The organism is Hymenobacter busanensis (genome assembly GCF_008727865.1).
Lineage (GTDB): Bacteria > Bacteroidota > Bacteroidia > Cytophagales > Hymenobacteraceae > Solirubrum > Solirubrum busanense.
In genome coordinates, this window is the sequence record NZ_VTWU01000006.1 from 17,367 (window position 1) to 43,939 (window position 26,573).

Consider the following 26,573-nt stretch of genomic DNA (forward strand, 5'->3'; position numbering starts at 1 on the left):
CGGCGTCTATCATCTGAGAGTTTCAGATGCGCTTACCCTTATTTGATAGCGTTGGGATTGGTGCTCTGCGCTTCGCGGTAGCCCTCTGGGCGGTGGTTGCGCTTGTAGGCAGCGTCAGCGTTGGGGTCGTTCTCGGCATTGGGAGCAGGCGAGCATGACGTGGCCAGCGCAGAAACCCAAGCAAACATAGCGAGCAGGCAAATCTTCTTCATGGCTCAAAGGTAAGCAGGGTAGCGGTATTCACCAATTCGCGAAGCAGCCGTAAAGAACGAGAAGAACAACTTGCTGATAAGTTCAAACCTATTTTCGATTCTACCACATGCTTCTTTTTGTAAACCTAAAGCACAAAACTTTACTCAACACATTCATTCAAATCCGCTGAGACGAATGCTAAAGAGCGTGAAGGAAAATCGGCTAACTGAGCAAAGCAAACAGTTTACATTTACACACATGCACAAAATCTTGCTAAAGTCTGTAGCAGTATTACGCAGCTCCCAACTATGAATTTATTGATAGAAGCCTCAGATATTGTTTTTAGTATTCCTTCTTCGGACACACTCTTAACACTCTCTTCGGCTTAAGTTCTTTCCTGGTGCATTATTTATAATTATTTGCTTTTACACACGGCCTCGCATATGCAAAAATTTACTATAATAAAGGATTCAAGTATCATCAGTATTCATATTGATTTATAGTTACTTAACCAGCAAAAAACCATTCCTTCACACAAACATAATACAGAAGAACCGATTTTAACAATTAGCAGCTAACAAGCCCCTATTCTTCAGGGCAAGTAGAGTGTCTACTACCTCCCTAGATGATTAGATGCACGACTGAATGCATATCAAACAAGGATTGCACTTAAGACCTCCGGTCCTTCATCAATGCTATAGAGGCTCCTCAGACGGAGAATAATCACTGAACGTGCCGTCGCTATAGAAAATGACGACTCGCCTGACTCTTTTGGGTACCTGGGCTACAGCAGGCGCTTTTGATTCAACGCTTGGTGAGCTTTGGGCATGTGGTGCTGGCGGTGGTGGCGTTGTAAAGCTCGTTTCTAGGCCCTGGTTTGACTCGGGAGGAAAGGAGGCTTGTGTGGCCTGCACATTCTGCTCTGACGTCAACACAGGCACACTTGCTGTAGCTCGTTTGGCACCATCCCTTCTTTGAGGCTTGCTGCCTTCTTGCACCTTACTATTGCGCGCATCCAGGGCCTGCTCAGGTCTGTGCACCTCAGATGGGTTTGTGGGGGATGCCGCATCTATACTGGCATCGACTGGCAGCACCTGAACGGCCATTTGCCCCTGCCCAGTAAGCAGCCACGCCATCGACAGGTCTGGAAAAGCCGCTATGATCTTTTGGACTACTTCTAAGCTGGGCTTGTTTCGGCCACTCAGGATGTGACTTACAATGGGGCGTGCTACGCCAATCGTGTCTGCGAACTGTGTAGGAGAAAGTTGGCGTGCCTGCAAAAGCTGCCGAATCCGGTCTACCATAGTTTTGAAAGTGGTTGTTTACAAAACTACATAACAATGATACGTGCCCGGTTGCTGAAACTATATTTTATATTTAATTTACAAATGGTACATGATGATTGTTCTTTTATTTACAAAGTGCATATAGAATACATTTGTTAAACAGCGCTTGACACCAACGCTTGCACGCAGGAAACGTAACATGCTTAAAGGCATAGTTATTGTTCCTCCCTGCCGACTTATGGTGTAAGGGTGGGCAAGCCAATAAATGAGCAAGGCCCCTTTCCTCTTGTTGAGGAAAGGGGCCTTGCTCATTTATTGGCTTGCCCGAAAGAGTAGTCGGAACTAGAAACGGTATTTATCCCTGGTAATGGTCAGTACCAAATCAGGTGCTGAAATACTCTTTAGCCAATGCCTTGTCGTGACCGTAAATGTCGTCGCGGAAATGAACGTTGCCCGCGTCGTCAACCCAAGCGGTGAAATACACCAGATAGACCGGTAGCTTTTCCGGCAGGCTCACGTATTGCTCTTGCCGACCGGCCACCGTTTCTTGAATCTTGGTGGCGTCCCACCCGGGCTTGTTGCGCAGTAAGTACTCGGCAAGCTCCATTGGTTTTTCTACCCGCACACACCCGTGACTAAAGCCCCGCTTGGCTTGGCTGAAAAGTTCGTGGTGCGGAGTGTCGTGCAGGTACACGTCGTTGGAATTCGGGAAAATGAACTTGACGTTGCCCAAGTCGTTTTCCGGACCGGGCCGCCGACGAAGAGTATACTTCCACGTCTTGTCGGTAAGATTCGCCCAATCGATACTAGTGGGGTCGACGGGCGTGGCTTTGGCCCCGGAGCCCTTAACCACTTCCATGTCGAGCCGGTCAAGCGTGCCCACAGGGTCGCGCGTGAGACCCGGGCGCATTTCCTTGTCGATGATACTGAACGGAACGTTCCAGTACGGGGCCAGTACCACGTATTCCATCCGGTCGCTAAAGACCGGCGTTGCGTTGAGCGTCTTGCCCACAATGACGCGCATGGTCATAACCTCCCGGTTGTTTTCGACCACGTGCAGCTTGTAGTCGGGGATGTTGACCAACAGGTAGCTCGGTTCAAACTTCTTCGGAATCCAGCGCCACCGCTCCATGTTGAGGATGAGCTGATCGATGCGTTGCTGCAGGGGTACGTTGAGCAGCCGCAGCGTTTCGGGGCCAATGCTGCCATCGGCCTTTAGCCCGTTCTGCTCCTGAAAAGCCTTCACCGCAGCCACCAAATCGGCGTCGTACTTGTGCGATTCGCGAGGGGCTGCAGCTGTAGCGGGCTGCCCCGGTTTGGTCGGAGCGGGCGCTGCTGGGGCCGTCAGCACGGCGGAGTTGGGCGTGCCATCGGCGTTGAAGCCGAGCAGCCGCCGGCGTAGGGCCGGAACGATTACGGACGAGTCGCCGGGACGCAAGCCTTTGCCTTTGATAGCCGGCACCTGTACCCAGCCGCCGTTCCGCTGCATGCTTCGGAAGCGGGCCAAGGCGTCGCGCAGGTGGTCGTATTCAGGGTGCAGAGGCTCGAACTCGTAGTACGGGTAGGTACTTTCCCGTTCCTGGAGAATGGTCATGAGCGCCTTGTGCAACTTGATTTTGTTGCGTTTGACGTTCCAATCGATGTTCTTGACCTCCCTTGGGTTGACTGTACCGCGGTAAAAATCGTCGGCCCAGTTGAAGTACGTGGCCGAAAGGGCTACGTCAATTTCCTTTTCCAGCGCATTGCGCTGAGTGGTGTCGGCTGCATCCTTGAGCTTGGCCAGGAGCGGTCCAAAATCAATGACCTTATAATCTTTGGGGTCGAGGCCTTCCTTGCCGGCTTGGTTAATCACGCCCAACATCCGTTCGGCATGCGGTAACAGCTCGTGGTTGCGGAACCAGCCCAAGCGGCCTTCCCGCTCCTTGTAGAATTTTTTACCCCAGTCGATTTCGTCCTTGAAAGCGGGGTTGGCAGCCATGTACTTCTGCACGTACACGGTATCGATAAGCGGCTGGGCTCCGCCGAGCTTTTTGCCGGGCAGAATGCCTGCAGCGGCGTTCTGTACTTTGTCTTGCTGCTCCTGGCTGCACGCACTCGTGACCAGCAGCAGGCAACACACCAGCCACAGCAGCGAAGAGAGAAAAACGGATTGAACCGAGGACTTCATTAGGAGAAAGAGGTGGAAACAACAGGTTTGCCTGCCAGCAGATGGCATCCCAAAAACTTGAGTCGCCGGCAAGGTTGCCTACTTGTACTACAACGCCCTTCGGCAGGTTGCCTGGGGCCGCATTGCGCCACACCGCAAGATACTCGGAATTGGTGGGGCATGAAAACATTCCTAAATAGATATACACGCCCTTAAGATCATCCATTAAAGCCGGCGGAGATACTTTCAACCCCTAGCGAAATTGTCCGTTTGCCGGTTTAAGACCTCGCGCTTGGGGCTACTTTCTGCCACACTCGTAGAAGCCAGCTCCCAACCTCGGCGGCTATATTTGCCCGCGCCGGTGGACCACGCCTCCGTTTCATTCACTTTCCCACTCCTTATATATATGTCTGCTCCGCTCCTGGCTACCGATCCGCACAGCTGTGCTCGTCCTGCCGAGGCCGTCGTTCGCCACCTTAGCCTCAACCTGACGGTGGATTTTGCTGGCCGCACGCTGCACGGCGAAGCGGCTTGGCAGGTAGAGGTGCAGCCCGGCACCACGGAACTGTGGCTCGACACCCGCGACTTGCACATCGAAGCCGTGCTGCTGAACGGCGCCTCCCCCACGGATTTTACCCTGGGGGAATCGGATGCGGTGCTGGGCCAGTCGCTGCGCATTGCACTGCAGCCCGACACCCACACCGTGACGCTTCGCTACCGCACGTCGCCGGAAGCGGCCGCGCTGCAGTGGCTGACGCCCGAGCAGACGGCGGGCAAAACCCATCCGTTTCTGTTCACCCAGTCGCAAGCCATTTTGGCCCGCACCTGGATACCGTGCCAAGATTCGCCGGGCGTCCGCTTTACCTACGAAGCCCGCGTGCAAGTACCCGGCGAGCTGCTCGCCCTGATGAGCGCCGAAAACCCGCAGGCGCTAAATACCACCGGCAGCTACTCGTTCCGCATGCCGCAGCCCGTTCCCTCCTACCTCATGGCGCTGGCCGTGGGGAACCTGGAGTTTGCTGCGCTTAGCGGCCGCACCGGCATCTATGCCGAGCCGACGACGCTGCCAGCAGCCACGCACGAGTTTGCCGATTTGGAAAACATGGTGGCCGCAGCTGAAAAGCTGTATGGTCCCTACCGCTGGGAACGGTACGATTTGCTGGTGCTGCCGCCTTCCTTCCCGTTTGGTGGAATGGAAAACCCGCGGCTCACGTTTGTGACGCCCACCATCTTGGCCGGTGACCGGAGCCTGACCAGCCTGGTAGCTCACGAACTAGCCCACTCGTGGTCGGGCAACCTGGTGACCAATGCGACCTGGAACGACTTCTGGCTGAACGAGGGCTTTACGGTGTACTTCGAGCGGCGCATTATGGAAAGCTTGTACGGCCGACCCTATGCCGATATGTTGCAGGTACTCGGCCAAACCGGCCTGCACCATACCGTCGAAGAACTCGGCCGCACCAGCCCCGATACCCACCTGCACCTGAACCTTGCCGGCCGCGACCCCGACGAAGGCCTCAACGAAATTGCCTACGAGAAAGGCAACTACCTCCTGCTGACTTTGGAAAGCGTGGTCGGCCGCGAAAGGCTCGATGCATTCATCACCCGCTACTTCAGCACCCACGCCTTCCAGTCGATGGATACCGCAACGTTTATCCAGTACCTGCGGCGCGAACTGCTCGACCAGGTTCCGGGCGCCGAAGAGCAAATTCAACTCGACCGGTGGATCAACGCGCCGGGCGTACCCGAGGTGGGGCCGGCGGTTTCCTCTGAGCGTTTTGGCCAGGTAGAAGCCGCACTGCAGGCGTGGCGGCACGGTGCCGCGCCCGCGTCGCTCGAAACGGCGGCGTGGAGCAGCCACGAGTGGGTGCACTTTCTGCACGGCCTGCCCGAGCAAATTCAGCCCGAGCAGCTAGAGGCCCTCGATCAGGCGTTCGACTTTACCCATTCCGGCAACTCCGAAATACTGGCGGCGTGGTTTCCGCTCACTATCCGGGCGGGCTATGCACCCGCCGACGAAGCCCTGCAACAATTCTTGACCCGCGTGGGCCGGCGGAAGTTTCTGACCCCTCTCTACAAAGCGTTGCTGGCCACGCCCAACGGCGCCGAGCGCGCCCGCCGCATCTATGCCCAGGCCCGCCCCAACTATCATTCGGTGGCCACCAGTACTTTCGACACCCTAGTGGGCCGTCCTGCGTAAGCCCCAATACCAAGCCCACGCGGCAAAGCTGGCCCGGGTATTGCTTGCCATTGCCCTTCTGTTTTCCTGATTTACCACCCCTGATTTCACTTCATCGTTGAGCGCACAGAAACCCCTGGGGAAGCTGATTGCCGTTGGCGGCAACGAAGACAAGGGCACCCATCCCAACCCGCGCAAGCGGAAGAAATACTACCTCAACTTTTTTGAGTTGGGAATTCTCAAACGTATCGTGCTGGAAAGCGGCCACACCAACCCGCGCATCGAGGTCATTACCACGGCCTCCATGATTCCGCACGAAGTCGGGCCCATCTACGTCAGCTCATTTGGCATGCTCAATTGCCTGAACGTGGGCGTGATGGATATTCGCGTGCCCGAAGACACCGATCAGCCCGAGTACCTGGAGCGCCTGGCCCAGACCGACATCGTCATGTTTTCGGGCGGCGACCAGTCCCGCCTCAAGCAGATGTTCGGCGACACCAAGTTCCTGCGCCTGCTTACCGAGCGCTACGTGAACGAGCCCAACTTCGTCATTGCCGGCACCAGCGCCGGGGCCATGGCCATGTCGCACATCATGATTCGCGGGGGCTCGGTACCCGATGCCCTCATGAAAGGGGCCGTGCGCATGGGCACCGGCCTGAGCCTGAACCGGCACACGGTCATCGACTCACACTTTGTGAAGCGCGGCCGCTTTGGTCGCCTCATCGAGGCGGTGAGTCTGCACCCCAAGCTCATCGGCATTGGCTTGGGCGAAGACACCGGCGTGCTCATCACCGACGGCAACCTGGTGGAAACCATTGGCTCGAACTTGGTCATCATCATCGACGGGCACAACATCCAGCACAACAACGCCGCGGCCGCGGCCAAGGGCACGGCCCTCTCCATCGAGAACATGACGCTGCACGTGCTGGCCAAAGGCAACGTGTACGACATTCAGGAACGCCGATTTTTCGTCGACAAGCGTACCCACGACGAGGCCTTGGCCGCCCGCCCCGACTCGCTCGAAACCCAACCGGCAACGTAGCACCTACTCCTTATTATATAGGGTGCAGAAAAACGGCCGGGCTTCCCATGAAGTCCGGCCGTTTGCGTTGGGATGCGGGCACTTACTATTCCTCCTTGTAAATACCCACAAACAGCGGCGAACTACTGCTGATGCTGGCGCGGTACATTCCCTCCGAGTTGAACGGCAGCGCAATGTTGCCGGCGGCATCCACGGCTACCAGTCCGCCTTCGCCGCCCACGGGCGCAAGCTTCTCGTGCACTACTACCCGACAGGCTTCCTGCAGACTCAGCCCGCGGTACTCCATCAGGCAGGCAATGTCGTGGGCCACCACGGCCCGCATGAAATATTCGCCGTGGCCGGTGCAGCTGATGGCGCAGGTACGGTCGTCGGCCCACGTTCCGGCACCGATGATGGGCGAGTCGCCGATACGGGAGTAACGCTTGTTGGTCATGCCACCGGTGGAGGTGGCGGCGGCCAGGTGCCCGTGTACGTCGCGGGCCACCGCGCCCACCGTTCCCATTTTCTTCTTGGGGTCTTCGTCGAACGGCACGGGCTCTTCCAGCGGCGGCACGGGTGCGTCCTGGCTATGGTCGAGGCGCACTTGCCCACTTTGCAAGGCTTCCTGCAACTGCGCGTAGCGGTGTTCGGTGAAAAAATACTCGGCCGGCTGGGTGGGCAGGCCATGCTCCCGCGCAAACTCTTCGACGCCCGGCCAGGCAAGCAGCACATGTTCGGAGCGCTCCATAACGAGGCGTGCCGCCTGGATGGGGTTTTGTAGGCTGCGTACTCCCGTAATGGCGCCGGCGCGGCCCGTCCGCCCGTCCATCAGGGAGGCGTCCATCTCGTGGTGGCCTTCGTGGGTAAACACAGCTCCGCGGCCCGCGTTGAACAAGGGGCAATTTTCGAGTACCACCACTGTGGCTTCTACCGCATCGAGGGCCGAGGCGCCTTGGCGCAGCAGCGCCGCGCCGGCTTGCAGGGCGTCGTGCAGGGCTTGGCGGTAGTCGCGCTCGGCGGAAGCCGAGAGCAAGTGGCGGGCGATGGTGCCGGCACCACCGTGCAGGGCAAGAGCAAAATCGGGCATGAAACAAGTACGGGATTGGCAGGCAAAAGTACAGCAGCGGCACCGGATGAAACCGATTTGGCACGGTGTGAAAAAGCAAGTAGCTGCTGCCGAAGCATAAGCCTGAAATGAGCCGCTGCGGGCCTACGACGGGGAATTATTTTTCGTAGATTTGGCTTACTCATTCTTCAACAACACCCCTCTCATTATGGCTTACGAAGCTACCGGCCGCCTGCACGACATCATGGACGAACAGCAGGTGAGCGAGAAATTCCGCAAACGCGAATTCGTGCTAGAGGTCATTGATGGCCAATATCCTGAGCATATCAAGTTTCAGCTCGTGCAAGACAAGACCGCGCTGATTGATCAATACAAGGTTGGTGACGAAGTGAAAGTGCAGTTCAACCTGCGCGGCCGTGGCTTCAACAAAAACGGCCAGATGCTGTACTTCACCAACCTCGAAGCCTGGCGCATCGAGGCAGCTGCGGGCGGTGCCTCAGCCGGCGGCAACCAAGGCGGCTACGCGGCCCCGGCGGCCAACCAAAACGCCAACCTGCGCCGCGACGCTCAACCTTCGCGCCCAGCCCCCATTGCTTCGGACGACGACAACGACCTGCCGTTCTAATTCCCGGCAATCAACCGTTCTGCCCTATTAAAATGCCGCCCCTGCTGCCGGGGGCGGCATTTTTACGTATGTACCCTTGCTCCCACCTGCCTGGCACCTCAGCGGCCATGATGCCTTCCGACGCTACCACCCCGTTGCGGGGCAAAACCGTATTGCTCACCGGCGCCTCCCGCGGCATTGGGCTGGCGGCGGCGCACCAGTTGGCGCAGCAAGGCGCCCATCTGATAATGGTGTGTCGTGACCCTACCCGCGGCGAACGGGCACGCCAAGCCGTGCAGCTCGCCACGCCCGGCGCAGCTATCGACCTGCTGCTTTGCGACTTGTCGCGCTTGGCCGATGTGCAGCGCTTGTGCGACGACATTCTGGCCCGCTACACGCGCCTCGACGTGCTCATCAACAACGCCGGCGTGTTGCCCAACAAACTAGAAGTAACCGAAGAGGGCCATGAGCTATGCTGGGTTACCAACCACCTGTCGGTTTTCGTGCTGACTAACCGGCTTTTGCCGTTGCTGGCGGCGGTCCTGCCAGGCCGCATCATCACGGTGGCGTCGGAGGCGCACTGGCTTGGCGAAATTGAAGCATCGGTTGCGCGGCGCAATGATCCGGCGCACAACAGCGCCTTCACGGCTTACTCCGACTCCAAACTCGCCAATGTCCTGTTTACACAAGCCTTGGCCGAACGCCTGGAACTGACCGGCATTAGTGCTGTGTGCCTGCATCCGGGCATCGTGCGCAGCCACTTGTTCGCAGAAAGCTCGTGGCTCATGCGCCTCTCGATGCGCCTTGCCCGGCCGTTTACCCGCTCTACAGCGCAGGCTGCAGCGGCCATCATCCACTTGGCAACCAACCCGGATGTACCAAAATTCAACGGCCGTTATTTCAAGAATGGTCGGCCAGCCCGAAGCTCCGGGCGGACGAAAAATCCCGGCGAAGCGCATCGACTGTGGCGAGTTTCTGGAATGGAAACTGGCTTGGATGTATAAGTAGATAGTCCAGCCCTGCAAATGTGTACACCACGAACACGTGGTATTTATCAGCCAATATTAGCTGCATGCCTACTTAAAAACGCTGCTATTGGCGCAAAAAGCAACAAAAGCAGGCTCTAATATTTGTCCACTTATTGATTTCGAAAGTGCCGTAGTATTTGATTTACGAGGCTTAATAAAAAAACTTTGTTTTCAGCGTTACTTTATTTTTTATTTCTCGTTCCTTTGTTCAGGTTTTAGAACGCTTTCAACAATTCGAAACAATGGCCGAACTTAACATTCAGCACCTGCAGAAAGTACTCGCTGACGCTGGTCGCAACGAAAATCTGATCCGCGAAATTCGTCGCGCCCACGGCAAAATGCAGGCCGCGCTGGACGAATTAGCCAATTTGCTGGATCCTGCTTACGAGCCCTCCGAGCGCAAGAAGCCGGGTCGGAAAGCAACCAATGGCGAAGCGGTTGCCGAAGGTGAAGGTGGCCGTCGTCGCGGTCCGGGTCGTCCGCCTAAAAATGCGGCAGCTAACGCGTAAGCACCTTTTGTAGCTTGCAATCAATAGAAAAAGGCCCGCCCACCAATGGCGGGCCTTTTCTTTTGGGCGTCTAGTAATGAACCGCGCCTCGTGCTGATTTAGCCCATATGCCGTTGTTACCATAAATAAACTCTAGCCACACTTCAATCGGACCCGGTTTTCAATAGAGGCTTCTCAGCTTTTGTTACTCAGGGATATACACGGCCAATTGATTCGCTAATACGGGAAATACGCTCGGCCTTATAAGGCGCACCGCATTATTTTTCCAAGCACAGCCAATTCGCAGTACACTTTTTCGGCAGGAATGCGTATCTGATTTGCTTGATTCCGCCGGTGTACACGTATGCCTATTTCCTTACCCGAACTGCGCGCCCTTATTGCTCAAGGCGAGAGCGAACAACTGGAATTTAAAACACGCACTACGCACCCTACGCGCATTTCCCGCACATTAGTGTCGCTGGCGAATACGCGCGGCGGCCACGTGTTAATTGGGGTAGACGACCGGGGCCGAATTGTGGGTGTGCGCGACGCTGAAGAAGAACGGTTCTTATTGCGTCAGGCTACCGCTCACTACATCGAGCCGCCGCTGCCGATGCACGTTCAGGAAGTGGAGGACGACGAGCGCACCGTGCTGGTGGTGGAAGTGGCCGAAAGCTCGCACAAACCGCACAAAGCATTGGTGGGCGAAGACGACTGGCGAGGGTACATCCGCGTGGGGGCGGCGAGCGTGCAAACCAGCCGCCTCACCGAGAAAGTGTTGCAGCAGGAGCCGCCTGAGCCCCGGTTCGAGCGCATTCCGCTTAACCGGCACGAGCAAGCGGCCCTCGACTACGTGCGCGACCATCCGCGCCTGACGCTGCCGCAGTACGAAAAGCTCATCAACGTATCGAGGCGCCGGGCCCACCGGTTGCTCATCAAGCTGGTGCTGCACGGCTACCTGCGCTACCACGACAAAGAAAAAGAGCCATACTACACCCGCGGCTGAGTTCAGCGCGCATTACTCCGCAAGCAGCCCCACCCGATAAGGTAAATCCTTCCTCGTATGCTTCCGCGGTGCGCAACGCCAGCTTCCATTCGCTCAAAATGCAGACGTGGTGCGCTTCGCGGCCATCCTCGGCTACCGGGCAGTTTGCGCATCAGCGGCCTTCCCAAGCGGCTACCTGCCCAGCGTGAACGAGTTGCAGCCGCAACCAGTGCCGCTCGGCGGGGCGCTGGGTTGGGAGCCAGCCGCGGCCTTCGGCGGGCACAATAAGCAGGCCGTGGTCGTCGCCGAGCACGGCGAAATCGGGCCGCTTGGGGCCGCGCCAAAAATCAGGAATGCCGAGTGCCGCCTGAAGCTCGGTACAGGCCGCAGGCACCTGCGCAACGGGCAAACCCAATTCGCTGATGCTTAGCAGCGAATGGCCGGAGAAAGGCGCGGTGGCATCGGAGGGCACGTCGTAGCGGGCAATGCACTCGACAATGTTGCCGTTGGGGTCGTGAAAATAGAAGGCGCGGGCGTTCCAGTTGGGGAAGTCGGCTACGCGTTCGGTGCCCTGATACGGCAGGACTGAGGTGCGCGCTTCCACCCACGCGAAGGCCTCGACAAATTGGTTGCGCGGAATCAGAAACGCGAAGTGGTAGAACGGCTTTGATGGGGTGCGGGTGGCGCGAAACGTGAGCTGCGACGTGCCCACACCAAACGTCACGCGGGCCTCGGTATCGTGCGTTGCCGGCAGGCCCAGCGTGCGGTGGTAGAAGGCGCGGGTAGCCGGTAGGTCGTCGGTCAGTAATTCGACTTGGAGCAGGTGCATGGCGCGGGCGAAAAGGCCAGTTCGAAACGGCTCCAAAGTATACAAACCGGCGGAAACCGGCCCCAGCCCGGCTAACACCGCGCCGGCCGGTACGTACAACCGCCTACCGTTCATTTCTCAAGCCCCGCTTTCTATGTCCTCTCTTGCCGACAAAGGTCTCAAGATTTCGAAAAACGCCCTCTTCAACGTGTTCCTGAACCGCGCCAGCAAGCTGCTCGGCAAGCCGTTTAAGGTGGTGATAATGCTTAACGAGGTGGCCGACAAGCTGGCCAGTGAGAAAAGCGGCAAGAACAAGTTTGCCCAGCTCATCGACATCATGCTGACCGTAGTGCGCTTGGTGCGCGGCTACATCAGCGGCAGTTACCGACAGGTCGAAACCGGCACCATCGTGTCGGGCATTGCGGTGCTGCTCTACACCCTCTCGCCCATCGACCTCGTGCCCGATTTTATTCCGGTGGTGGGCTTTCTGGACGATTTGAGTTTGATGAGCTGGTTTATCGGCAAGTTTCAGGATGAAATTACCCGTTTCCGCGACTGGGAAACGAGCAGCGCCACGGCTGCGCTACCCAGCGCCGAACCCGCCGCTGCGCCCCTCTCGACCGCCGCAGTAGCCGAGCTTGGGCACTCGTAATCAGGCAGAGTACCTGGCTTGCCCATGCGTATCTACTCCGCGGCCGCTCCCAACTGCGCGGCGCGCCGCCACAAACCCAGGACAACCAGCTCCAGCCACAGCGCCGTGCAGCTGCTGACGATGCCCCGCGCCAGCAGGCCACGCGCCGAGAGGTAATCCACGATGGGCTGCGTACGCCAGTAGCCATAGCCAAACCCCGCGGCAGCTGCCGCTGAAACGAGTAGCAACGGCCACACGAGGCTACTTACCTCCGTAATACGGCTAGCTTGCGGTGCCGCAACCGGGGCTGTGCGCAGCCACTTCCGAAACCACCACAGCAACAGCAGGCCGCCCGCCAACGAGCTGAGGTGTTGGGCCAATTTGCTGATGGGCATCGAGCCAAACCCGAGAAACGGCACCGCCCCTTGCAGCAAGGGAAGGTGCCGCACGGCCCAGCCGTCGGCGTGGGTGAAACCGTCCCACACGATATGCGTCAACGCTCCGACCAGGATAGCTCCACCGATGCCCAAAAACCGGCTTGCCGGACCGAAGGCGAAGGGCTGCCGGGCCGGAGGCCACAAGCGCACCCGCAGGGGAGCAGGCAGCACGGCAGCGGCGGCTTCTTTTACCACCCGATGCCAGAGCCACAGCACCGCCAGGCTGGTGGGCAGGCAAAACGTGAACAGCCCTGCCAAGGTGTGGCCGATGTCGCCATCGGGCACCAGCCGCAGGAAGTAGATAAAGTCGGGGCTCATGCTGCCGACGACCAGCGCCGACAGCGGCAGGCGCGGTAGCAGTTGGCGCAGCGGCAGGACGGCCGCCGGATGGCAAAATGTAAACGGCACGCACAACGGGTTTGGTGGAAATCGGCCGGCAACCACCGTCAAGGTACAAGCGCCCGGGCACTTGCCACTTTTCGAGCGTGTTACCCGCGCACGGCGCTACTTTTGTTGCCTCATTCACCCATTTGCTTTTGCCCGTGACGTTTCACTTCTCCCCGATTTCCCGAGCGGTGCGCACCTGCGCCCTGCTGCTGGCGCTGCTGCTGCCCGCCGCCGCCCGCGCCGACGAAGGCATGTGGCTGCCGCTGCTGCTCAAGCAACTCAACGAAGCCGACATGCGGCAAAAAGGCCTAAAGCTCACGGCCGAAGACATTTACAGCGTCAACCGCGGCTCGTTGAAAGACGCCGTGGTGCAGTTCGGTGGCGGCTGCACTGGCGAAATTATTTCGGGCGAAGGGCTGCTGCTCACCAACCACCACTGCGGCTACAGCCAGATTCAGCAGCACTCGTCGGTTGAAAACGACTACCTCACGAAGGGCTACTGGGCCATGACGCGCGACCAGGAACTGCCCAATCCGGGCCTGACGGCCACGTTCATCGTGCGCATGGAAGACGTAACCGGCGCGGTGCTGCAAGGCATTCCGGGTGGTATTGCGGAGGCCGAGCGCGAACGAACCGTGCAGCAGCGCATCACCCAGGTGGCCCAGAAAGCCGTGGAAGGCACTCATTACAAAGCTTTTGTGCGCCCCATGTTCGGCGGCAACGAGTACTACCTGTTCGTCACGGAAGTGTTTGAGGACGTGCGCCTCGTGGGGGCGCCACCGAGCAGCATCGGCAAATTTGGCGGCGACACCGACAACTGGGCCTGGCCCCGCCACACCGGCGACTTTTCCATGTTCCGCATCTACGCCGGCCCCGACAACAAGCCCGCGCCCTACTCCAAGGCCAACAAGCCCTACCAGCCCAAGCACTACCTGCCTATTTCCATGGCGGGCGTGCAGCCCGGCGATTTTACGCTGGTGTTTGGCTTCCCCGGACGCACCACCGAATACCTCACCTCCTGGGGCGTCGATGAAGTGTACGCCGCTTCCGATCCGGCCAAGGTGAAAGTGCGCGACGCCAAGCTGCGCGTGCTCGACGCCGACATGAAAGCCTCCGACAAGGTGAGGATTCAGTACGCGGCCAAGTACGCCAGCCTTGCCAACTACTGGAAAAAGTGGATCGGCGAAATGCGGGGTTTGCGCCGCCTCGATGCCACCGCCCGCAAGCAGCAGCAGGAACAGCAGTTCCGCGCCTGGGTTGCCCAGGGCGACGCCACCCGCAAAGCCGCTTACGGCCAGATTCTCGACCAGCTGGAGCAGCAGTACCGCCTTGTGCGCCCCTACGTGGTGGCCCGCGACTACACCACCGAAGCCGCGCTGGGCGTGGAGCTGGTGGCCTACGCCAACAGCCTGCAAAATCTGCTCGACCTCATTCAAAACAAGGCTCCGCAGGCCGAGCTGGCCACGGCCGTGGGCAAAGCCCGCACCGGCACCACTAACTTCTTCCGCAACTACTCGGCTCCTACCGACCAGAAAGTAGCCGCCGCCCTGCTACCGCTCTACGCCGACGGCACGCCCGCCGAGCTGCTGCCCGACTACGTGAAAACCCTGCGAGCCAAGAATACCAGCCCGGCCGCCTGGGCCAGTTTCGCCGCGGACCTCTACGGCCGCAGCAAACTCACCTCGGAAGCCGATGCCCAGAAGGTGCTCGACGAGCTGCTGAAAGGTAACGCGCAACCCCTGCTGGCCGACCCGGCATACCAGTTGGCCAGCGCCGTGGTTAGCACCTACCGCCAGAAAGTGTTGCCGACCTACACCACCGCGCAGGATCAGATAACCCTGCTCCAGCGCACCTACATGGCCGGCCTGCGCCAGTGGCAGCCCGAGCGCAAATTCTATCCCGATGCCAATTCCACCCTGCGCGTGGCCTACGGGCAAGTAGCTGGCTACCAGCCCGCCGACGGCACGGAGTACGAATATTACACCACCCTCGACGGCATCATGGAAAAGGCCGACCCCACCAACCCCGAGTTTGAGGTGCCCGCCCGCCTGGCCGAGCTGTACCAAAACAAAGACTTTGGCCCCTATGCGGTCAACGGCACCGTACCCGTGGCCTTCACGGCCACCAACCACACCACCGGCGGCAACAGCGGCTCACCCGTCATCAACGGCCGCGGCGAGCTGATCGGCATCAACTTCGACCGCAACTGGGAGGGCACCATGTCCGACATCATGTACGACCCCGACCGCGTGCGCAACATTACCCTCGACGTGCACTACATGCTGTTCGTGGTCGATAAGTTTGCCGGCGCCGGGCACTTGGTAAAGGAAATGAAGCTGGTGAACATGCCATTGAATGGCAGAGCCAACAGTCCTTTGGAGCCCAATACGAAAAAGCAAAAGGTGAAAGTGAAGCGCGAAAAAGCTGCGGCCCTCTAGCCTTGCCCCACCACGCTTTGAAAAAGCCCGGTGCTAGCAGCGCCGGGCTTTTTGCTGTCCGTTGGGTTTGGGCGGGTGCGCCCGTGCTGCCTTTGGAGGCAGAGCGCCTGCCGCCCTACCTTGCTCCTTTCGCCCGCGGCTCTCCGGCCTTTCCCGTTTACCATGCTTCTCAAACGCTCCTCCGGCTGGCTGCTTTGGCTGCAGTTGTTGCTGCTGATTTTCGGCACTACGCGCTGGACCGCCGCACAAACCGCTACGCCTGTTTCCACGCCCAAGCTCCTGCGTCCGGCCGCAGTGTTCGACGGCGAAACCCTGCACCCCGGCTGGATAGTGCTGGTCGAAAACGACCGGATTAAGGCTGTGGGACCGGCGGCCCAGGTGCAAGCTCCGGCCGGAGCGCAACTCATGGACCTACCCGGCCAAACGTTGTTGCCCGGTCTCATCGAAGGCCACTCGCACCTGCTGCTGCACCCCTACAACGAAACCACCTGGAACGACCAGGTGCTGCAGGAGTCGCAGGCACTGCGGGTGGCTCGGGCCACCGTGCACGCGGCCCGCACCCTGCAAGCCGGCTTCACCACCGCCCGCGACCTGGGCACCGAAGGGGCCGGCTACGCCGATGTGGGCCTCAAACAAGCCATCGATCAGGGTATTATTCCAGGCCCGCGCTTGGTGGTGGCCACGCGCGCCTTGGTGGCCACGGGCAGCTACGGCCCCAAGCTTTCAGCCGATGTCGATGTGCCGCAGGGCGCCCAGGAAGCCGACGGCCTGGATGGCATTGTGCGGGCCGTGCGGGAGCAGATTGGCAAAGGCGCCGATGTGGTGAAAGTGTACGCCGATTACCGATGGGGCGTGGGCGGCAGTGTTGCGCCCACGTTTTCGCAGGACGAGCTGCATCTGATTGTGCAAACCGCAACGGCAGCGGGCCGGCCGGTCGTGGCGCACGCGTCCACGCCCGAGGGCATGCGTCGAGCAGCGCTGGCCGGGGTGCAAACCATTGAGCACGGCGACGGCGGCACGCGCGAGGTTTTCAAGCTGATGAAGCAGCGCGGCGTGGCTTTCTGTCCTACCGTAGCCGCTCCCGATGCCGTGCTGCAATACCGCGGCTGGCGCAAAGGCCAAGACCCGGAACCCGAGCGCATTCACCAGAAAAAAGCCAGTTTGCAGGCCGCCCGCAAAGCCGGCGTGGGCATTGTCATCGGCGGCGACGTGGGCATTTTCCCGCACGGCGACAACGTGCGGGAGTTGGAGCTGCTGGTGCGCGAATACAGCTTCAGCCCGCTGGAAGTGCTGCGCGGCGCTACCAGCGGCAACGCCCGTATTCTTGGCCTCCCCGACCGCGGCCAGCTCAAGCCTGGCCTGCTCGCCGATCTGGTGGCTGTGCAAGGCGACCCCACGCAGGATGTGGCGGCGCTACGGCAAGTGCGGCTGGTGATGAAGGGCGGAATTGTGTATAAGCTCAGCCCATGAACGAAGAAGAAGTATGCCGCCTGATCGAGGCTGCACTACCTTATTTTGCCGAGGCTGAAGCAACCGGCGAAACCATTGTGCGGCGCCTGGTTGCCACCGGCGTTCCGCCAGACGTAGCTACCCAGATAGTCGTGTTTGTGCCAGCGGCTTTTGCCCGGGTTTTGCTTCACCCATATTCGCCGCAATGGCAGGACACATTCCGGCTCATGTCACTCACCGACAATTCGTACAAGCATTTGCATCTGTCCCAGGAGCCGGTATTCTATTCGGCTATGGAAATGGCCATTGACCTCGCAGCCCAAAATGCCTGGACTCCGCTCCACGACCTTGTTGGGCAATGGAGTGCCGACGTAAAATGTGCTTCCCGGTTTCTGGAGCAAGGACAGGACATCAACGGTATATGGCTAACCGAGCTCATGGTTCTGGCTGATATTGGGCCAAGAGGTCCATCCCTTCTCCACGGCCCCACGGGGAAACTTCCCCGGTCGAGAAAGCCCTTGCCATCCATGGCGCCGCTCGACCCGAAGCCCGAGCCGGATGCCTGGGCCAAACCTTGGTGGAAATTCTGGTAGCGGCTACCCCGGCCGCTCCACGCCCAATTCCCGCAGGTGCGCGGAATACTTGTCGTAAATCACCTGCAGATCGGCGCCGTGCTTGGCGGCGTCGACGCCGATGCTCACGTTGGCGTTGTGGAAACGGTGCAGGTGGCTCAGGTGCGGGCACACCACGGGCAGGTGCCCGGCCAGCAAAAAGCGCACGTACAAATCCAGGTCCTCGGCCATGGGCAGTTGCTCGTCGTAGCCGCTCACTTCGTCGAAGAGCGCCCGGCTGTAGCACACGTTGCCTTGGATAAAGTGCTCGGCGCGGAAAATGGCGCGCAGCATGTCGGCGGGTGTGTCGAAGCGCCAGGCGTAGTAGTCTTCGCCGGGAAGGTAGCGCCGCTCCTGGTCCACGCGCAGGAAATCGGCCACCAGCCAGGGGCGGCCGGGATTGGCCTCTATTTGCGCCCCGTAGTGGTACAGAGCGCGTTGCAGCAACAAGTCATCGTCGTCGAGGGGCACGAGCCAGGCATCGGGAGCAGTTTCCCGAATGAGGCGGTTGCGGGCCGGGCCGGGCAGCAGGGGCTCGGGGCCCGAGTGGGCCCAGGTACGCAGCAGCGGGCCGTCAGCCTGCGCCAGGTCACTAAGCAGACGGGCGGTATCGTCGGTGCAGGCGTTGTCAAGCACCAAGTGTTCGTAGTGGGCGGCGGGCAGCGGGGCCAGTACAGAGGCGCGCACGCTCTGCACAGCTTCGGGCAGGTAGGCGGCGCGGTTGCGGGTGGGGGTGATGACGGCGAATTGCATAGGTCAGCCCATTGTTCGGGCAACTGGCAAAAAAGTTGCTATCGGCCCGCCGAAGGACCTTAACTTTCCATCGGCGGGTGGCGTTAACCGCCCGGAACGTTGCCCTTCCTCTCTCGCTATGGCCCTGTTTGTCGTGACGCTGCGCTTGCCCGAAACCTTCGACGAAGAATTTGTGGCTGTCATTCCGCGCCACCGCGCCTTTGTCAGCAGCCTCATCGAAGAAAACGTGGTGCTGTCGTACGCCATCAGCGCCGACCGCTCGCGCGGGTGGGTGACCATGCAGGGCCCCGATGCCGAAACGGTGCGCAACGTGGTCGAGCAGTTTCCGCTGTACCGGTTCATGCAGCAAGTGGAAATTGATGAGCTGTTTGTGTTCGACAGCGTCGCCACCCGCCTGCCCAAAATCAGCCTCAACTAGCGTGCCTTACCTCGCATTCCCAAAATCTGCGCAACTTACTGGTTCCGAAACCCCAGGTTTCGCCGCTTGTTCCCTATGACCTACCCGTTCCGGCTCCTCGCAGCCGCCAGCCTGCTGCTGACAGCCGCGGCCGCCGCTCCGCCCGATAAAATCACCACCGAGCAGCTCATTGCGCGCCTTAGCTCGGCCATCGACAAACTGCAAACCCTGCGCTGCACCGTGAAGGCCAATGAACGGCTGGCCACAAACAGCTACCAGCAGGTGCGCACCCAAATGAAGCTCACCTTTGCCCCGCAGCGCGTGTACCTGCGCAACCACAAAGGCATTGAGGTGCTGTGGGTGCAAGGCCAGAACGACGGCGACGCCTGGGTGTACCCCAACAGCTTCCCCTACGTAACGCTGAACCTCGACCCCAACGGCTCGGTGATGCGCAAAAACCAGCACCACAGCATCCTGGATGCCGGTTATGGCGTCATTGCCGACCTGATTCGGGCGGCGCCGCAGCGCTCCGATGCCTACCGCCGCTCGTTCCGCTATGCCGGCGACACCACCGTGCAGGGCCGCCCCTGCTACCTGCTCCGATCCGACTTTCCGCAGTTCAAATACGTGAGCTACAAGCCGGAAAAGCCCGAAACGCCCGCCCAGGTGGCCGACCGTTTTGGCTGTGGCGAGTTCCGCGTGCTGGAGCGCAACAAGCTCAGCATTGGCGAATCGATTCCCGCGGGCCGTACCCTGCAGGTGCCCAACGGCTACGGCCGACGCACCATCGTGTGCGTCGACCAGAAGCTGATGCTGCCTCTGGCCGTGAGCGTGTGGGACGACAAAGGCCTGTTTGAATCCTTCGAATTTCAGAACGTGGTGGCCAATCAACCCATTCCCGCCGCCGAATTCAGCAAGGAGTACAAGGAGTATAAGTTTTAGTCTGCGGCGCGGCGTGCTTACTGCGGGAAAGGTGCTGATGTGCTAACGAAAACGCTTCATTAGCACATCAGCACCTTTCCCGCATTGGCACATTAGCCTAGCGGCGCATTGTTTTTTCAATTTGGTCCCACATCGGCTGGCTCAGCAGCTCCAGCTTGTTGAACTCGCCGGCCCCGTTGAGCCACTCGCCACCGTCGATGGTAATGACCTCGCCGTTGACGTACGCCGCAAAATCCGACACCAGGTAAGCCGCCAGATTGGCCAGTTCTTGGTGCGAGCCCACGCGCTTGAGCGGCACCGAGGCAGCCGGATCGAGCTTCGAGGCCAACGGCTCGGGGAACAAGCGGCTCCAGGCGCCTTCCGTCGGGAACGGGCCGGGCGCAATGGCCACCGAGCGGATGCCGTACTTGGCCCATTCCACGGCCAAAGAGCGGGTCATGGCCAGCACTCCGGCTTTGGCGGCGGCCGACGGCACCACGAAAGCCGAGCCCACCGAGGCGTAAGTCGTTACGATGTTGAGGATGGTGCCGGGCTTCTGCTCCTTGATCCAGTGCTTGCCCACGGCCAGCGTGCAGTTGTAGGAGCCGCGCAGCACAATGTCCACAATCACGTCGAAAGCCTTGTGCGAAAGGCGCTCCGTCGGGCTGATGAAATTGCCAGCCGCGTTGTTGACGAGCACATCCACGCCGCCAAAAGTTTCGATGGTGCGCTGGAGCAGGGCTTCCACTTCGTCGTACTTGCGCACGTCGCACTGCACGGGCAGCACCTGGCCGCCGGTTTGGTCGCGCAGTTCCTGGGCGGTTTTTTCCAGCACGTCGAGCTTGCGCGAGCTGATGACCACGTTGGCCCCGAGTTGCAGGAAGTACGTGGTCATGGCCCGGCCCAGGCCGGTGCCACCGCCAGTCACGATGATGGTTTTGCCTTGCAGGGCGCCGTCGCGCAGCATGGGTTGGGCGTAGGGAAAGTCGGCCATAAGCGAGGGGTCGAAGGGAAAAGGCGGTGAATGAAGTGTCGGCACGCAAGAACGGCAATTGCGCGGTTTTGTCGGCATGCCGAGTTGTTTTGCCGGGTCGTTTAAGGCTGAAGTAACGGGTTTTGGCTTTGCCAGGCGTTATTTGCAGCAGCATGAATAACACATTTTCAGCGCAAAGCGCGGTTGCCGTTATCGGGTGCGGCTGGTTGGGTCTGCCGCTGGCCCGCACCTTGGTGCAGCACGGCCACGCCGTGGCCGGCACCACCACCACGCCCGACAAACTGCGCGTGCTGCAAGCGGCCGGTATTCGGCCCCACGTGCTTTGCCTCTCGCCCGAAACGTCACCCGCCGATGTTCAGCCGGCTTTGGCCGCCTGCTCGGTGCTCGTTCTCAACGTGCCCCCAGGCCAGCGCCGCGACCAGCCAGCCGACCCCAGCGCCTATCCCAATCTGCTGCGGCCGGTGTTTGAGGCATTGCGGCATTCCGCAGTGCGCCACGTGGTGTTTGTCAGCTCCACCGGCGTGTACCCCGACGAGCCGCAGTCGATGAGCGAAGACGACGCCCTGGCCTCGCCCGATGCCTCCCACGGCTTGCTGCGCGCCGAATGGCTGTTTCAGCAACCCAACCAGGCTTGGCAAACCACGGTGCTGCGCTTCGGCGGCCTGATTGGTCCCGGTCGTGCCCCCGGCCGTTTTTTGGCCGGCCGCACCAACGTCCCCCAGCCCACGGCGCCCGTCAACCTGCTGCACCTGGCCGATGCCATCGGCGTCGTGCGGGCGGTAATCGACCAACAAGCGTGGGGCCATACCCTCAATGTGTGCGCCGAGGTGCACCCTACCCGGCAGACGTTCTACACCGATGCGGCGCACCACCTCAACCTGCCCGCGCCCCAGTTTCGCTACGACGGGCTGGCCGGCGGCAAGTCCATCGACACCGTACGGCTGCACGACGTGTTGCGCTACCAGTTCGTGCATCCCGACCCCACGGCGGCGCTGGGCTACTGCCTCTGAACTTCGGCGGGCCAACCCGTAGTTTTGCAGCCGTGAAGGAGCATTCTACCAATACCGTGGCCGTGCTGGGCGGCGGCGCAGCCGGCTTTTTCGGCGCCATTGCCTGCGCCGAGGCCAACCCCGGCCTGACGGTGTACCTGATTGAGAAAACCACCAAGCTGCTGAGCAAGGTGCGCGTGTCGGGCGGGGGGCGCTGCAACGTCACGCACCATTGCTTCTCGCCTGCCCAGCTGGTGCAGCACTACCCGCGCGGCGGCAAGCAGTTGAAAGAACCGTTCAACGAGTTCGGCGCCCAGGATACGGTGCGCTGGTTTGAGAGCCGCGGCGTCAAGCTCAAGACCGAAGCCGACGGCCGCATGTTTCCCGTCACCGACTCCTCCGAAACCATTGCCCAGTGCCTGCTCGATGCCGCTCAGCGCGCCGGTGTGCGCATTTTGCTCAGTACCACAGCCGAAAGCATTCAGCCCTTGCCTGAAGGTGGTTTCGCCCTCACGCTCACCGGCGCGCACGCCCGGCAGCTGCAGGTGCACAAGTTGCTGGCCGCCACCGGCGGCAACCCCAAATCGGAGGGCTACAACTGGCTGCGTGCCTTGGGCCACGGCATCCAAGAGCCCGTGCCGTCGCTGTTTACGTTCAACGTGCCGCAGTCACCGCTCAAGGAGCTGATGGGCGTGAGCGTGCCGCACGCCCGCGTGGTGCTGGCCGGCGAAAAGCTCGACTACGAAGGCCCGCTGCTGGTCACGCACTGGGGCGTGAGTGGCCCGGCTGTGCTCAAACTCTCGGCCTGGGGCGCCCGCCGCCTGCACCAGCTGCAATACACCGGCACGGCTCTCATCAGCTGGGTGCCCACGCACACCGAAGAAACGCTGCGCCAGTGGCTGAACGTGTTTCGGGCCGAGCACGGCAAGAAAGTCGTGGTGTCGAATCCGCTGTTCGGGCTGCCGCAGCGCCTGTGGCGCACCCTCACCGAGCAGGCCGGCATCGGCGCCGAAACGCGCTGGAACGAGCTGCTCGCCAAGCTGCAGAACCGACTGATAGAAACGCTGTTGCGCCAGCCGCTGGCCGTGCGCGGCAAAACCACTTTCAAAGAAGAATTTGTGACCTGCGGCGGCATTCCGCTGAGTGAAGTCAACCTGAAAACAATGGAAAGCCGCCGTGTACCCGGCCTTTACTTCGCCGGCGAAGTACTCGACATTGACGGCATTACGGGTGGCTTCAACTTCCAAGCCGCCTGGACGACAGGCTATCTGGCCGGACGGGCAATGGCAGGAAGGTAACTCCGCTATCGAATTCGAATATTAGCTTGTTGCCCTAGTTGCAGCACCCGGTCAACGAGCGGTTGGCCACAGAAGATAATGTCATCGGCGTGTGTCACGAACAGTGCCCAACGGTATTTGCGGTCCACTATGCCCCACTCTTCCACGGGCGTAGGTTTTTGCCATACGTGTTTCAGCAGTTGCCACGCCACTGCGCCCTTGGTGCGGTACCACCACTTCTTAGGTTCCGTAATGCTTTCCTGCGCAAAGAAGAACACCGGTTCGTGTGCCGGCCAGACCTTCCGCAGCTTGACTAACGCCGTTTCATCTGCATCCACGTAACTCAGAACAGCAACTGCCAAATTCGACCGCAGTTGGGTCCACAGCAATGACTTGCGTTTGGAAGCCTGTACAGGCTGCCGAAATGCATCTTCTACTTTTCCTTCAATAACCAGCCATTCATGAGCCCCTAGCGGGCAAAAATGCTCCGGCTGCACATCCGGCATTTGCCGCAGCTTTTCGATTTCATTCCGAACGGGGGGCCACATACCGGCACAAGTACGCACAAAATCAAACGCTACGGCAAGTTCGCAACCTTCCGCGCTACGGTTCAGTATGAGAGCAATACCAATTGCTCTTCTGTCAACCCAAAACATCATAGCCCGATGGCAACCGACAACAAAGTCCTCAAGACCGTTCTGAATGAACTCGTAGAAACCCTGAAAGACGGCGAACGTGGCTATTCCGAAGCCCTCACCGACGTGAAGGACCAGGATTTGAAAGAGGTATTCAAGAAATACGCCCTGCAGCGCGACGGCTACCTCACGGAGCTGGAAAGCGCCATGCATAACCTCAACATGCACCCCGAAGAAGCCAAGGAAAGCAAGGTGGACTCGGTAGTAGGCACCGCCCACCGCGCCTGGATCAACATCAAGTCGGTGGTGACGGGCAACGACCGGCACGCAATTCTGGCCGAGTGCGAGCGAGGCGAAGACTACGCCAAGAAAGCGTACGAAACCGCTTCGAAAGCCGAAGGCATTCCGTCTGAAATCAAGGCCATCATCGACAAGCAGGCGCAGGGCATCAAAGAAGCCCACGACACCATTCGCGGCCTGCGCGACTCGTCGAAGTAGCCGCCCGATTTTGCCAGGTTCTCAGGCGACTCGAATCCGCCAGTATACCAGAACCCGGTAAGACAAAAGGCCCGCCTCATCCAGAGGCGGGCCTTTTGTGTGTTTATGCAAGCTGTAGGCCAGCCAGGCTGACCGGCCTACAGTTCAGGCAGGACTATTCGTCGAAACCGCCTTCGTTCCGGTCGCGGCGGGGCTTGTAGCCGCCTTCGCGGTTGCCGCCGCCGTAGCCGCCCGAGCGTTGGCCACCGCCGTAGCTGTTGCCGCCGCGGTAGCCGCCTTCGCGGTTGCCGCCGTAACCGCCGGAGCGTTGGCCACCACCGTAGCCACCCGAGCGCTGACCGCCGCCGTACCCGCCTTCGCGGTTGCCGCCACCGTAGCCACCTTCACGGCGCTGGTACCCGCCTTCGCGGTTGCCACCGTAGCCGCCCGGGCCACCGGCTGGCCGGCGCGGACGCTCGCCGCCTTCGGCGCTTTCCATACCGGCTTCGCGCTGCGTTGCCAGGCTAAAGGCCACCGGACGACCGTAGAGCGTGGTGCGGCCGAGCTGCTCCACAATCTCGTTTACGTTCTCGTTGGGCACTTCCACAAAGCTGAACTTGTCGTACAGCTCGATGTCGCCGACACGGCCGGGGGCCATGCTCGTGGCGCCCACAATCAACTCGACCAGGTCGCGCGGGTGCAGACGGTCCTTCTTGCCCATGGTCACAAACAGGCGGGTGTAGCCGTCGCGCGGGGTGCCTTTCTGGCGGTCCGCTTCGATGCCCTTCTCGGCCTGCTTGTTTTCCTTCATCACCATTTTCAGCAGGGCAGCAGCAATGTCGAGCGACGTTACTTCTTCCTCCTGGTCGAGCAGGCGCTGCACGCGGCCCACGTATTTCTCCAAGTTGCCTTTCTCGATGATTTCCTTGATCTGACCGAGCAGCAGCGTGGTTTTCACCTCCGACACGTCCTCGAACGACGGAATGCGTTCCTGCTTGATCTGCGCTTTGGTGAAGCGCATGATGTCACGCAGCTTGTAGATGTCGCGGCCGCTCACGAAGGTGAAGGCCTTGCCCGACTTACCGGCGCGGCCCGTACGGCCAATGCGGTGAACGTAGTATTCCTCGTCGGTCGGCAGGTCGTAATTGACTACGGCCTCCACGTTGTCCACGTCGATGCCGCGGGCGGCTACGTCGGTGGCCACCAGGATTTCCAGCGTGCCTTTGCGGAATTTATCCAGCGTGTTCTGGCGGGCCTGCTGGCTCATGTCGCCGTGCAGGCCGTCGGCAAAGTAGCCGCGGGCTTGCAGGTCCGACACGATGTCGTCGACCATGCGCTTGGTGTTGGCAAACACGATAACCGACTTAAGGCTGAACATGTCGATTACGCGCGACAGCACGTCTTTCTTCTGCGGGCCGCGCACCTCGTAGTAAGCCTGCTCGATGTTCGAGACGGTCATCTCCTGGTGGTTGACCTTCACGATCTGCGGCTCGCGCTGGTACTTGCGCGTCAAGTCCATGATGGGCTTGCTCATCGTGGCCGAGAAGAACACCGTCTGGCGCTGCTCGGGCATCTGGGCCAACACCGTCTCGATGTCGTCGCGGAAGCCCATGTCGAGCATTTCGTCGGCTTCGTCGAGGATGATCATCTTGCAACTATCCAGTTTCAAGGTGCCGCGCTGCATGTGGTCCATTACGCGACCGGGCGTGCCGATTACGATTTGTACACCGCGCTCCAGGGCCTTGAACTGACGGTCGTAGCTCGAACCGCCGTAGATGGGCACCACCGCGAGGCCGCGCTTGTATTTGCCGAGTTTCTGAATTTCACCCGATACCTGCACTGCCAGCTCACGCGTGGGGCAGAGTACCAACACCTGTACCTCACGCGAGTCGGTGTCAATGCTTTCGATGGCGGGGATGCTGAACGCAGCGGTTTTACCGGTGCCCGTTTGGGCCTGCCCGATAACGTCCTTGCCTTCGAGCAGGACGGGAATGGCGGCCGTCTGGATGGGCGAGGCTTCCTCGTAGCCCATCTCCGTAATAGCCCGCTGAAGCTCTTCCGAGAGCTTCAGATCTTCAAATTTTACTTTCTCCATGTCTTGTGTAGGGAGTGATTGGAACAGCAATCGGTAACCAGCTCGTTCCTTTCCCTACGCAACACGACAGGACAACGGACGACGACGACAAACGACAAATTAAAACGACAGGCGCTACAACAGCAGGGCGCCCCGGCCGGGACGGGCCGATTCTCAATTGCGGCTGCAAAGGTAGGCAAAATAAACCGCAACGCCGTTGTGGCTTGCACAATAGCGCCCCGAAGTGTGCTCAACTAGGTACTGCACCGACGGGAATTTGCACTTCTAGCCCTCCCCTTT

The 26,573-nt window shown here is 60.1% G+C and carries 25 protein-coding genes; 15 read left to right on the forward strand and 10 right to left on the reverse strand.

Annotated features, from left to right (window positions below; genetic code table 11):
- Positions 1-38 precede the first annotated feature (38 nt).
- From F0P96_RS21050 to F0P96_RS15840, 3 genes are all read right to left on the reverse strand, one after another.
- Positions 39-212, reverse strand: a complete 174-nt coding sequence (locus tag F0P96_RS21050; protein ID WP_160619922.1) for a hypothetical protein — start codon at positions 210-212, stop codon at positions 39-41.
- 675 nt (positions 213-887) lie between these two features.
- Entirely contained in the window at positions 888-1,496 is a 609-nt protein-coding gene (locus F0P96_RS21450) for a helix-turn-helix domain-containing protein (RefSeq protein WP_151079901.1), read from the reverse strand.
- Positions 1,497-1,860: 364 nt separating this feature from the next.
- Positions 1,861-3,645, reverse strand: a complete 1,785-nt coding sequence (locus tag F0P96_RS15840; protein ID WP_151079902.1) for a L,D-transpeptidase family protein — start codon at positions 3,643-3,645, stop codon at positions 1,861-1,863.
- 385 nt (positions 3,646-4,030) lie between these two features.
- On the opposite strand from F0P96_RS15840, the gene F0P96_RS15845 reads away from it, so the two are divergent.
- Together F0P96_RS15845 and F0P96_RS15850 are read left to right on the forward strand one after the other, a co-directional pair.
- Complete coding sequence (locus tag F0P96_RS15845) at positions 4,031-5,824, forward strand: M1 family metallopeptidase (protein ID WP_151079903.1); 1,794 nt, start codon at positions 4,031-4,033, stop codon at positions 5,822-5,824.
- A gap of 97 nt (positions 5,825-5,921) precedes the next feature.
- Positions 5,922-6,845: a cyanophycinase gene (locus tag F0P96_RS15850; RefSeq protein WP_151079904.1), complete on the forward strand. Its 924-nt coding sequence runs from the start codon at positions 5,922-5,924 to the stop codon at positions 6,843-6,845.
- Between the two features lie 85 nt (positions 6,846-6,930).
- Here the strand turns inward: F0P96_RS15850 and F0P96_RS15855 are convergent, their stop codons facing one another.
- The gene (locus F0P96_RS15855) at positions 6,931-7,911 is read right to left on the reverse strand and encodes an isoaspartyl peptidase/L-asparaginase family protein (RefSeq protein WP_151079905.1); all 981 of its coding nucleotides are present in this window, start codon (positions 7,909-7,911) and stop codon (positions 6,931-6,933) included.
- A 187-nt stretch (positions 7,912-8,098) separates the two neighbouring features.
- Here F0P96_RS15855 and F0P96_RS15860 point away from each other — a divergent pair, with 187 nt between their 5' ends.
- From F0P96_RS15860 to F0P96_RS15875, 4 genes are all read left to right on the forward strand, one after another.
- Positions 8,099-8,515 (forward strand): DUF3127 domain-containing protein, encoded by a 417-nt coding sequence (locus F0P96_RS15860; protein WP_151079906.1) that lies wholly within the window; start codon positions 8,099-8,101, stop codon positions 8,513-8,515.
- Between the two features lie 107 nt (positions 8,516-8,622).
- Positions 8,623-9,498, forward strand: coding sequence for an SDR family NAD(P)-dependent oxidoreductase (locus F0P96_RS15865; RefSeq protein ID WP_160619920.1), 876 nt, complete (start codon positions 8,623-8,625; stop codon positions 9,496-9,498).
- Positions 9,499-9,764: 266 nt separating this feature from the next.
- Complete coding sequence (locus tag F0P96_RS15870) at positions 9,765-10,031, forward strand: hypothetical protein (RefSeq protein ID WP_151079908.1); 267 nt, start codon at positions 9,765-9,767, stop codon at positions 10,029-10,031.
- A 343-nt stretch (positions 10,032-10,374) separates the two neighbouring features.
- The gene (locus F0P96_RS15875; protein ID WP_151079909.1) at positions 10,375-11,016 is read left to right on the forward strand and encodes an AlbA family DNA-binding domain-containing protein; all 642 of its coding nucleotides are present in this window, start codon (positions 10,375-10,377) and stop codon (positions 11,014-11,016) included.
- A gap of 151 nt (positions 11,017-11,167) precedes the next feature.
- Here F0P96_RS15875 and F0P96_RS15880 read toward each other — a convergent pair whose 3' ends face one another.
- The gene (locus F0P96_RS15880) at positions 11,168-11,824 is read right to left on the reverse strand and encodes a VOC family protein (protein ID WP_160619918.1); all 657 of its coding nucleotides are present in this window, start codon (positions 11,822-11,824) and stop codon (positions 11,168-11,170) included.
- A gap of 133 nt (positions 11,825-11,957) precedes the next feature.
- On the opposite strand from F0P96_RS15880, the gene F0P96_RS15885 reads away from it, so the two are divergent.
- The gene (locus tag F0P96_RS15885; protein WP_160619916.1) at positions 11,958-12,455 is read left to right on the forward strand and encodes a YkvA family protein; all 498 of its coding nucleotides are present in this window, start codon (positions 11,958-11,960) and stop codon (positions 12,453-12,455) included.
- Between the two features lie 32 nt (positions 12,456-12,487).
- Here F0P96_RS15885 and F0P96_RS15890 read toward each other — a convergent pair whose 3' ends face one another.
- Positions 12,488-13,279 (reverse strand): DUF4184 family protein, encoded by a 792-nt coding sequence (locus tag F0P96_RS15890; RefSeq protein WP_160619914.1) that lies wholly within the window; start codon positions 13,277-13,279, stop codon positions 12,488-12,490.
- Between the two features lie 134 nt (positions 13,280-13,413).
- Here F0P96_RS15890 and F0P96_RS15895 point away from each other — a divergent pair, with 134 nt between their 5' ends.
- The 3 genes from F0P96_RS15895 to F0P96_RS15905 all read left to right on the forward strand — a co-directional run bounded on the left by F0P96_RS15895 (position 13,414) and on the right by F0P96_RS15905 (position 17,738).
- Positions 13,414-15,696, forward strand: coding sequence for a S46 family peptidase (locus tag F0P96_RS15895; RefSeq protein ID WP_235917497.1), 2,283 nt, complete (start codon positions 13,414-13,416; stop codon positions 15,694-15,696).
- Positions 15,697-15,858: 162 nt separating this feature from the next.
- Positions 15,859-17,166 (forward strand): metal-dependent hydrolase family protein, encoded by a 1,308-nt coding sequence (locus tag F0P96_RS15900; RefSeq protein ID WP_151079913.1) that lies wholly within the window; start codon positions 15,859-15,861, stop codon positions 17,164-17,166.
- Positions 17,163-17,738 (forward strand): hypothetical protein, encoded by a 576-nt coding sequence (locus F0P96_RS15905; protein WP_151079914.1) that lies wholly within the window; start codon positions 17,163-17,165, stop codon positions 17,736-17,738. Before F0P96_RS15900 ends, F0P96_RS15905 begins: the two co-directional genes overlap by 4 nt.
- A 3-nt stretch (positions 17,739-17,741) precedes the next feature.
- Here F0P96_RS15905 and F0P96_RS15910 read toward each other — a convergent pair whose 3' ends face one another.
- Positions 17,742-18,509 (reverse strand): glycosyltransferase family 2 protein, encoded by a 768-nt coding sequence (locus F0P96_RS15910; protein WP_151079915.1) that lies wholly within the window; start codon positions 18,507-18,509, stop codon positions 17,742-17,744.
- A 118-nt stretch (positions 18,510-18,627) separates the two neighbouring features.
- On the opposite strand from F0P96_RS15910, the gene F0P96_RS15915 reads away from it, so the two are divergent.
- Positions 18,628-18,927, forward strand: coding sequence for a YciI family protein (locus tag F0P96_RS15915; protein WP_151079916.1), 300 nt, complete (start codon positions 18,628-18,630; stop codon positions 18,925-18,927).
- A 75-nt stretch (positions 18,928-19,002) separates the two neighbouring features.
- The gene (locus tag F0P96_RS15920; RefSeq protein WP_151079917.1) at positions 19,003-19,848 is read left to right on the forward strand and encodes a DUF1571 domain-containing protein; all 846 of its coding nucleotides are present in this window, start codon (positions 19,003-19,005) and stop codon (positions 19,846-19,848) included.
- A 97-nt stretch (positions 19,849-19,945) separates the two neighbouring features.
- Here the strand turns inward: F0P96_RS15920 and F0P96_RS15925 are convergent, their stop codons facing one another.
- Entirely contained in the window at positions 19,946-20,821 is an 876-nt protein-coding gene (locus tag F0P96_RS15925; RefSeq protein ID WP_235917498.1) for an SDR family oxidoreductase, read from the reverse strand.
- Between the two features lie 152 nt (positions 20,822-20,973).
- Here F0P96_RS15925 and F0P96_RS21245 point away from each other — a divergent pair, with 152 nt between their 5' ends.
- Together F0P96_RS21245 and F0P96_RS15935 are read left to right on the forward strand one after the other, a co-directional pair.
- On the forward strand, positions 20,974-21,831 hold the full coding sequence (locus F0P96_RS21245) for an NAD(P)H-binding protein (protein WP_151079918.1): 858 nt from the start codon (positions 20,974-20,976) through the stop codon (positions 21,829-21,831).
- A 32-nt stretch (positions 21,832-21,863) separates the two neighbouring features.
- The gene (locus F0P96_RS15935) at positions 21,864-23,108 is read left to right on the forward strand and encodes a BaiN/RdsA family NAD(P)/FAD-dependent oxidoreductase (RefSeq protein WP_235917499.1); all 1,245 of its coding nucleotides are present in this window, start codon (positions 21,864-21,866) and stop codon (positions 23,106-23,108) included.
- A 5-nt stretch (positions 23,109-23,113) separates the two neighbouring features.
- Here the strand turns inward: F0P96_RS15935 and F0P96_RS15940 are convergent, their stop codons facing one another.
- On the reverse strand, positions 23,114-23,746 hold the full coding sequence (locus F0P96_RS15940; protein WP_151079919.1) for a DUF6756 family protein: 633 nt from the start codon (positions 23,744-23,746) through the stop codon (positions 23,114-23,116).
- Positions 23,747-23,752: 6 nt separating this feature from the next.
- Here F0P96_RS15940 and F0P96_RS15945 point away from each other — a divergent pair, with 6 nt between their 5' ends.
- The gene (locus F0P96_RS15945; RefSeq protein ID WP_151079920.1) at positions 23,753-24,220 is read left to right on the forward strand and encodes a PA2169 family four-helix-bundle protein; all 468 of its coding nucleotides are present in this window, start codon (positions 23,753-23,755) and stop codon (positions 24,218-24,220) included.
- Positions 24,221-24,374: 154 nt separating this feature from the next.
- Here the strand turns inward: F0P96_RS15945 and F0P96_RS15950 are convergent, their stop codons facing one another.
- On the reverse strand, positions 24,375-26,294 hold the full coding sequence (locus F0P96_RS15950) for a DEAD/DEAH box helicase (RefSeq protein WP_151079921.1): 1,920 nt from the start codon (positions 26,292-26,294) through the stop codon (positions 24,375-24,377).
- Positions 26,295-26,573 lie beyond the last annotated feature (279 nt).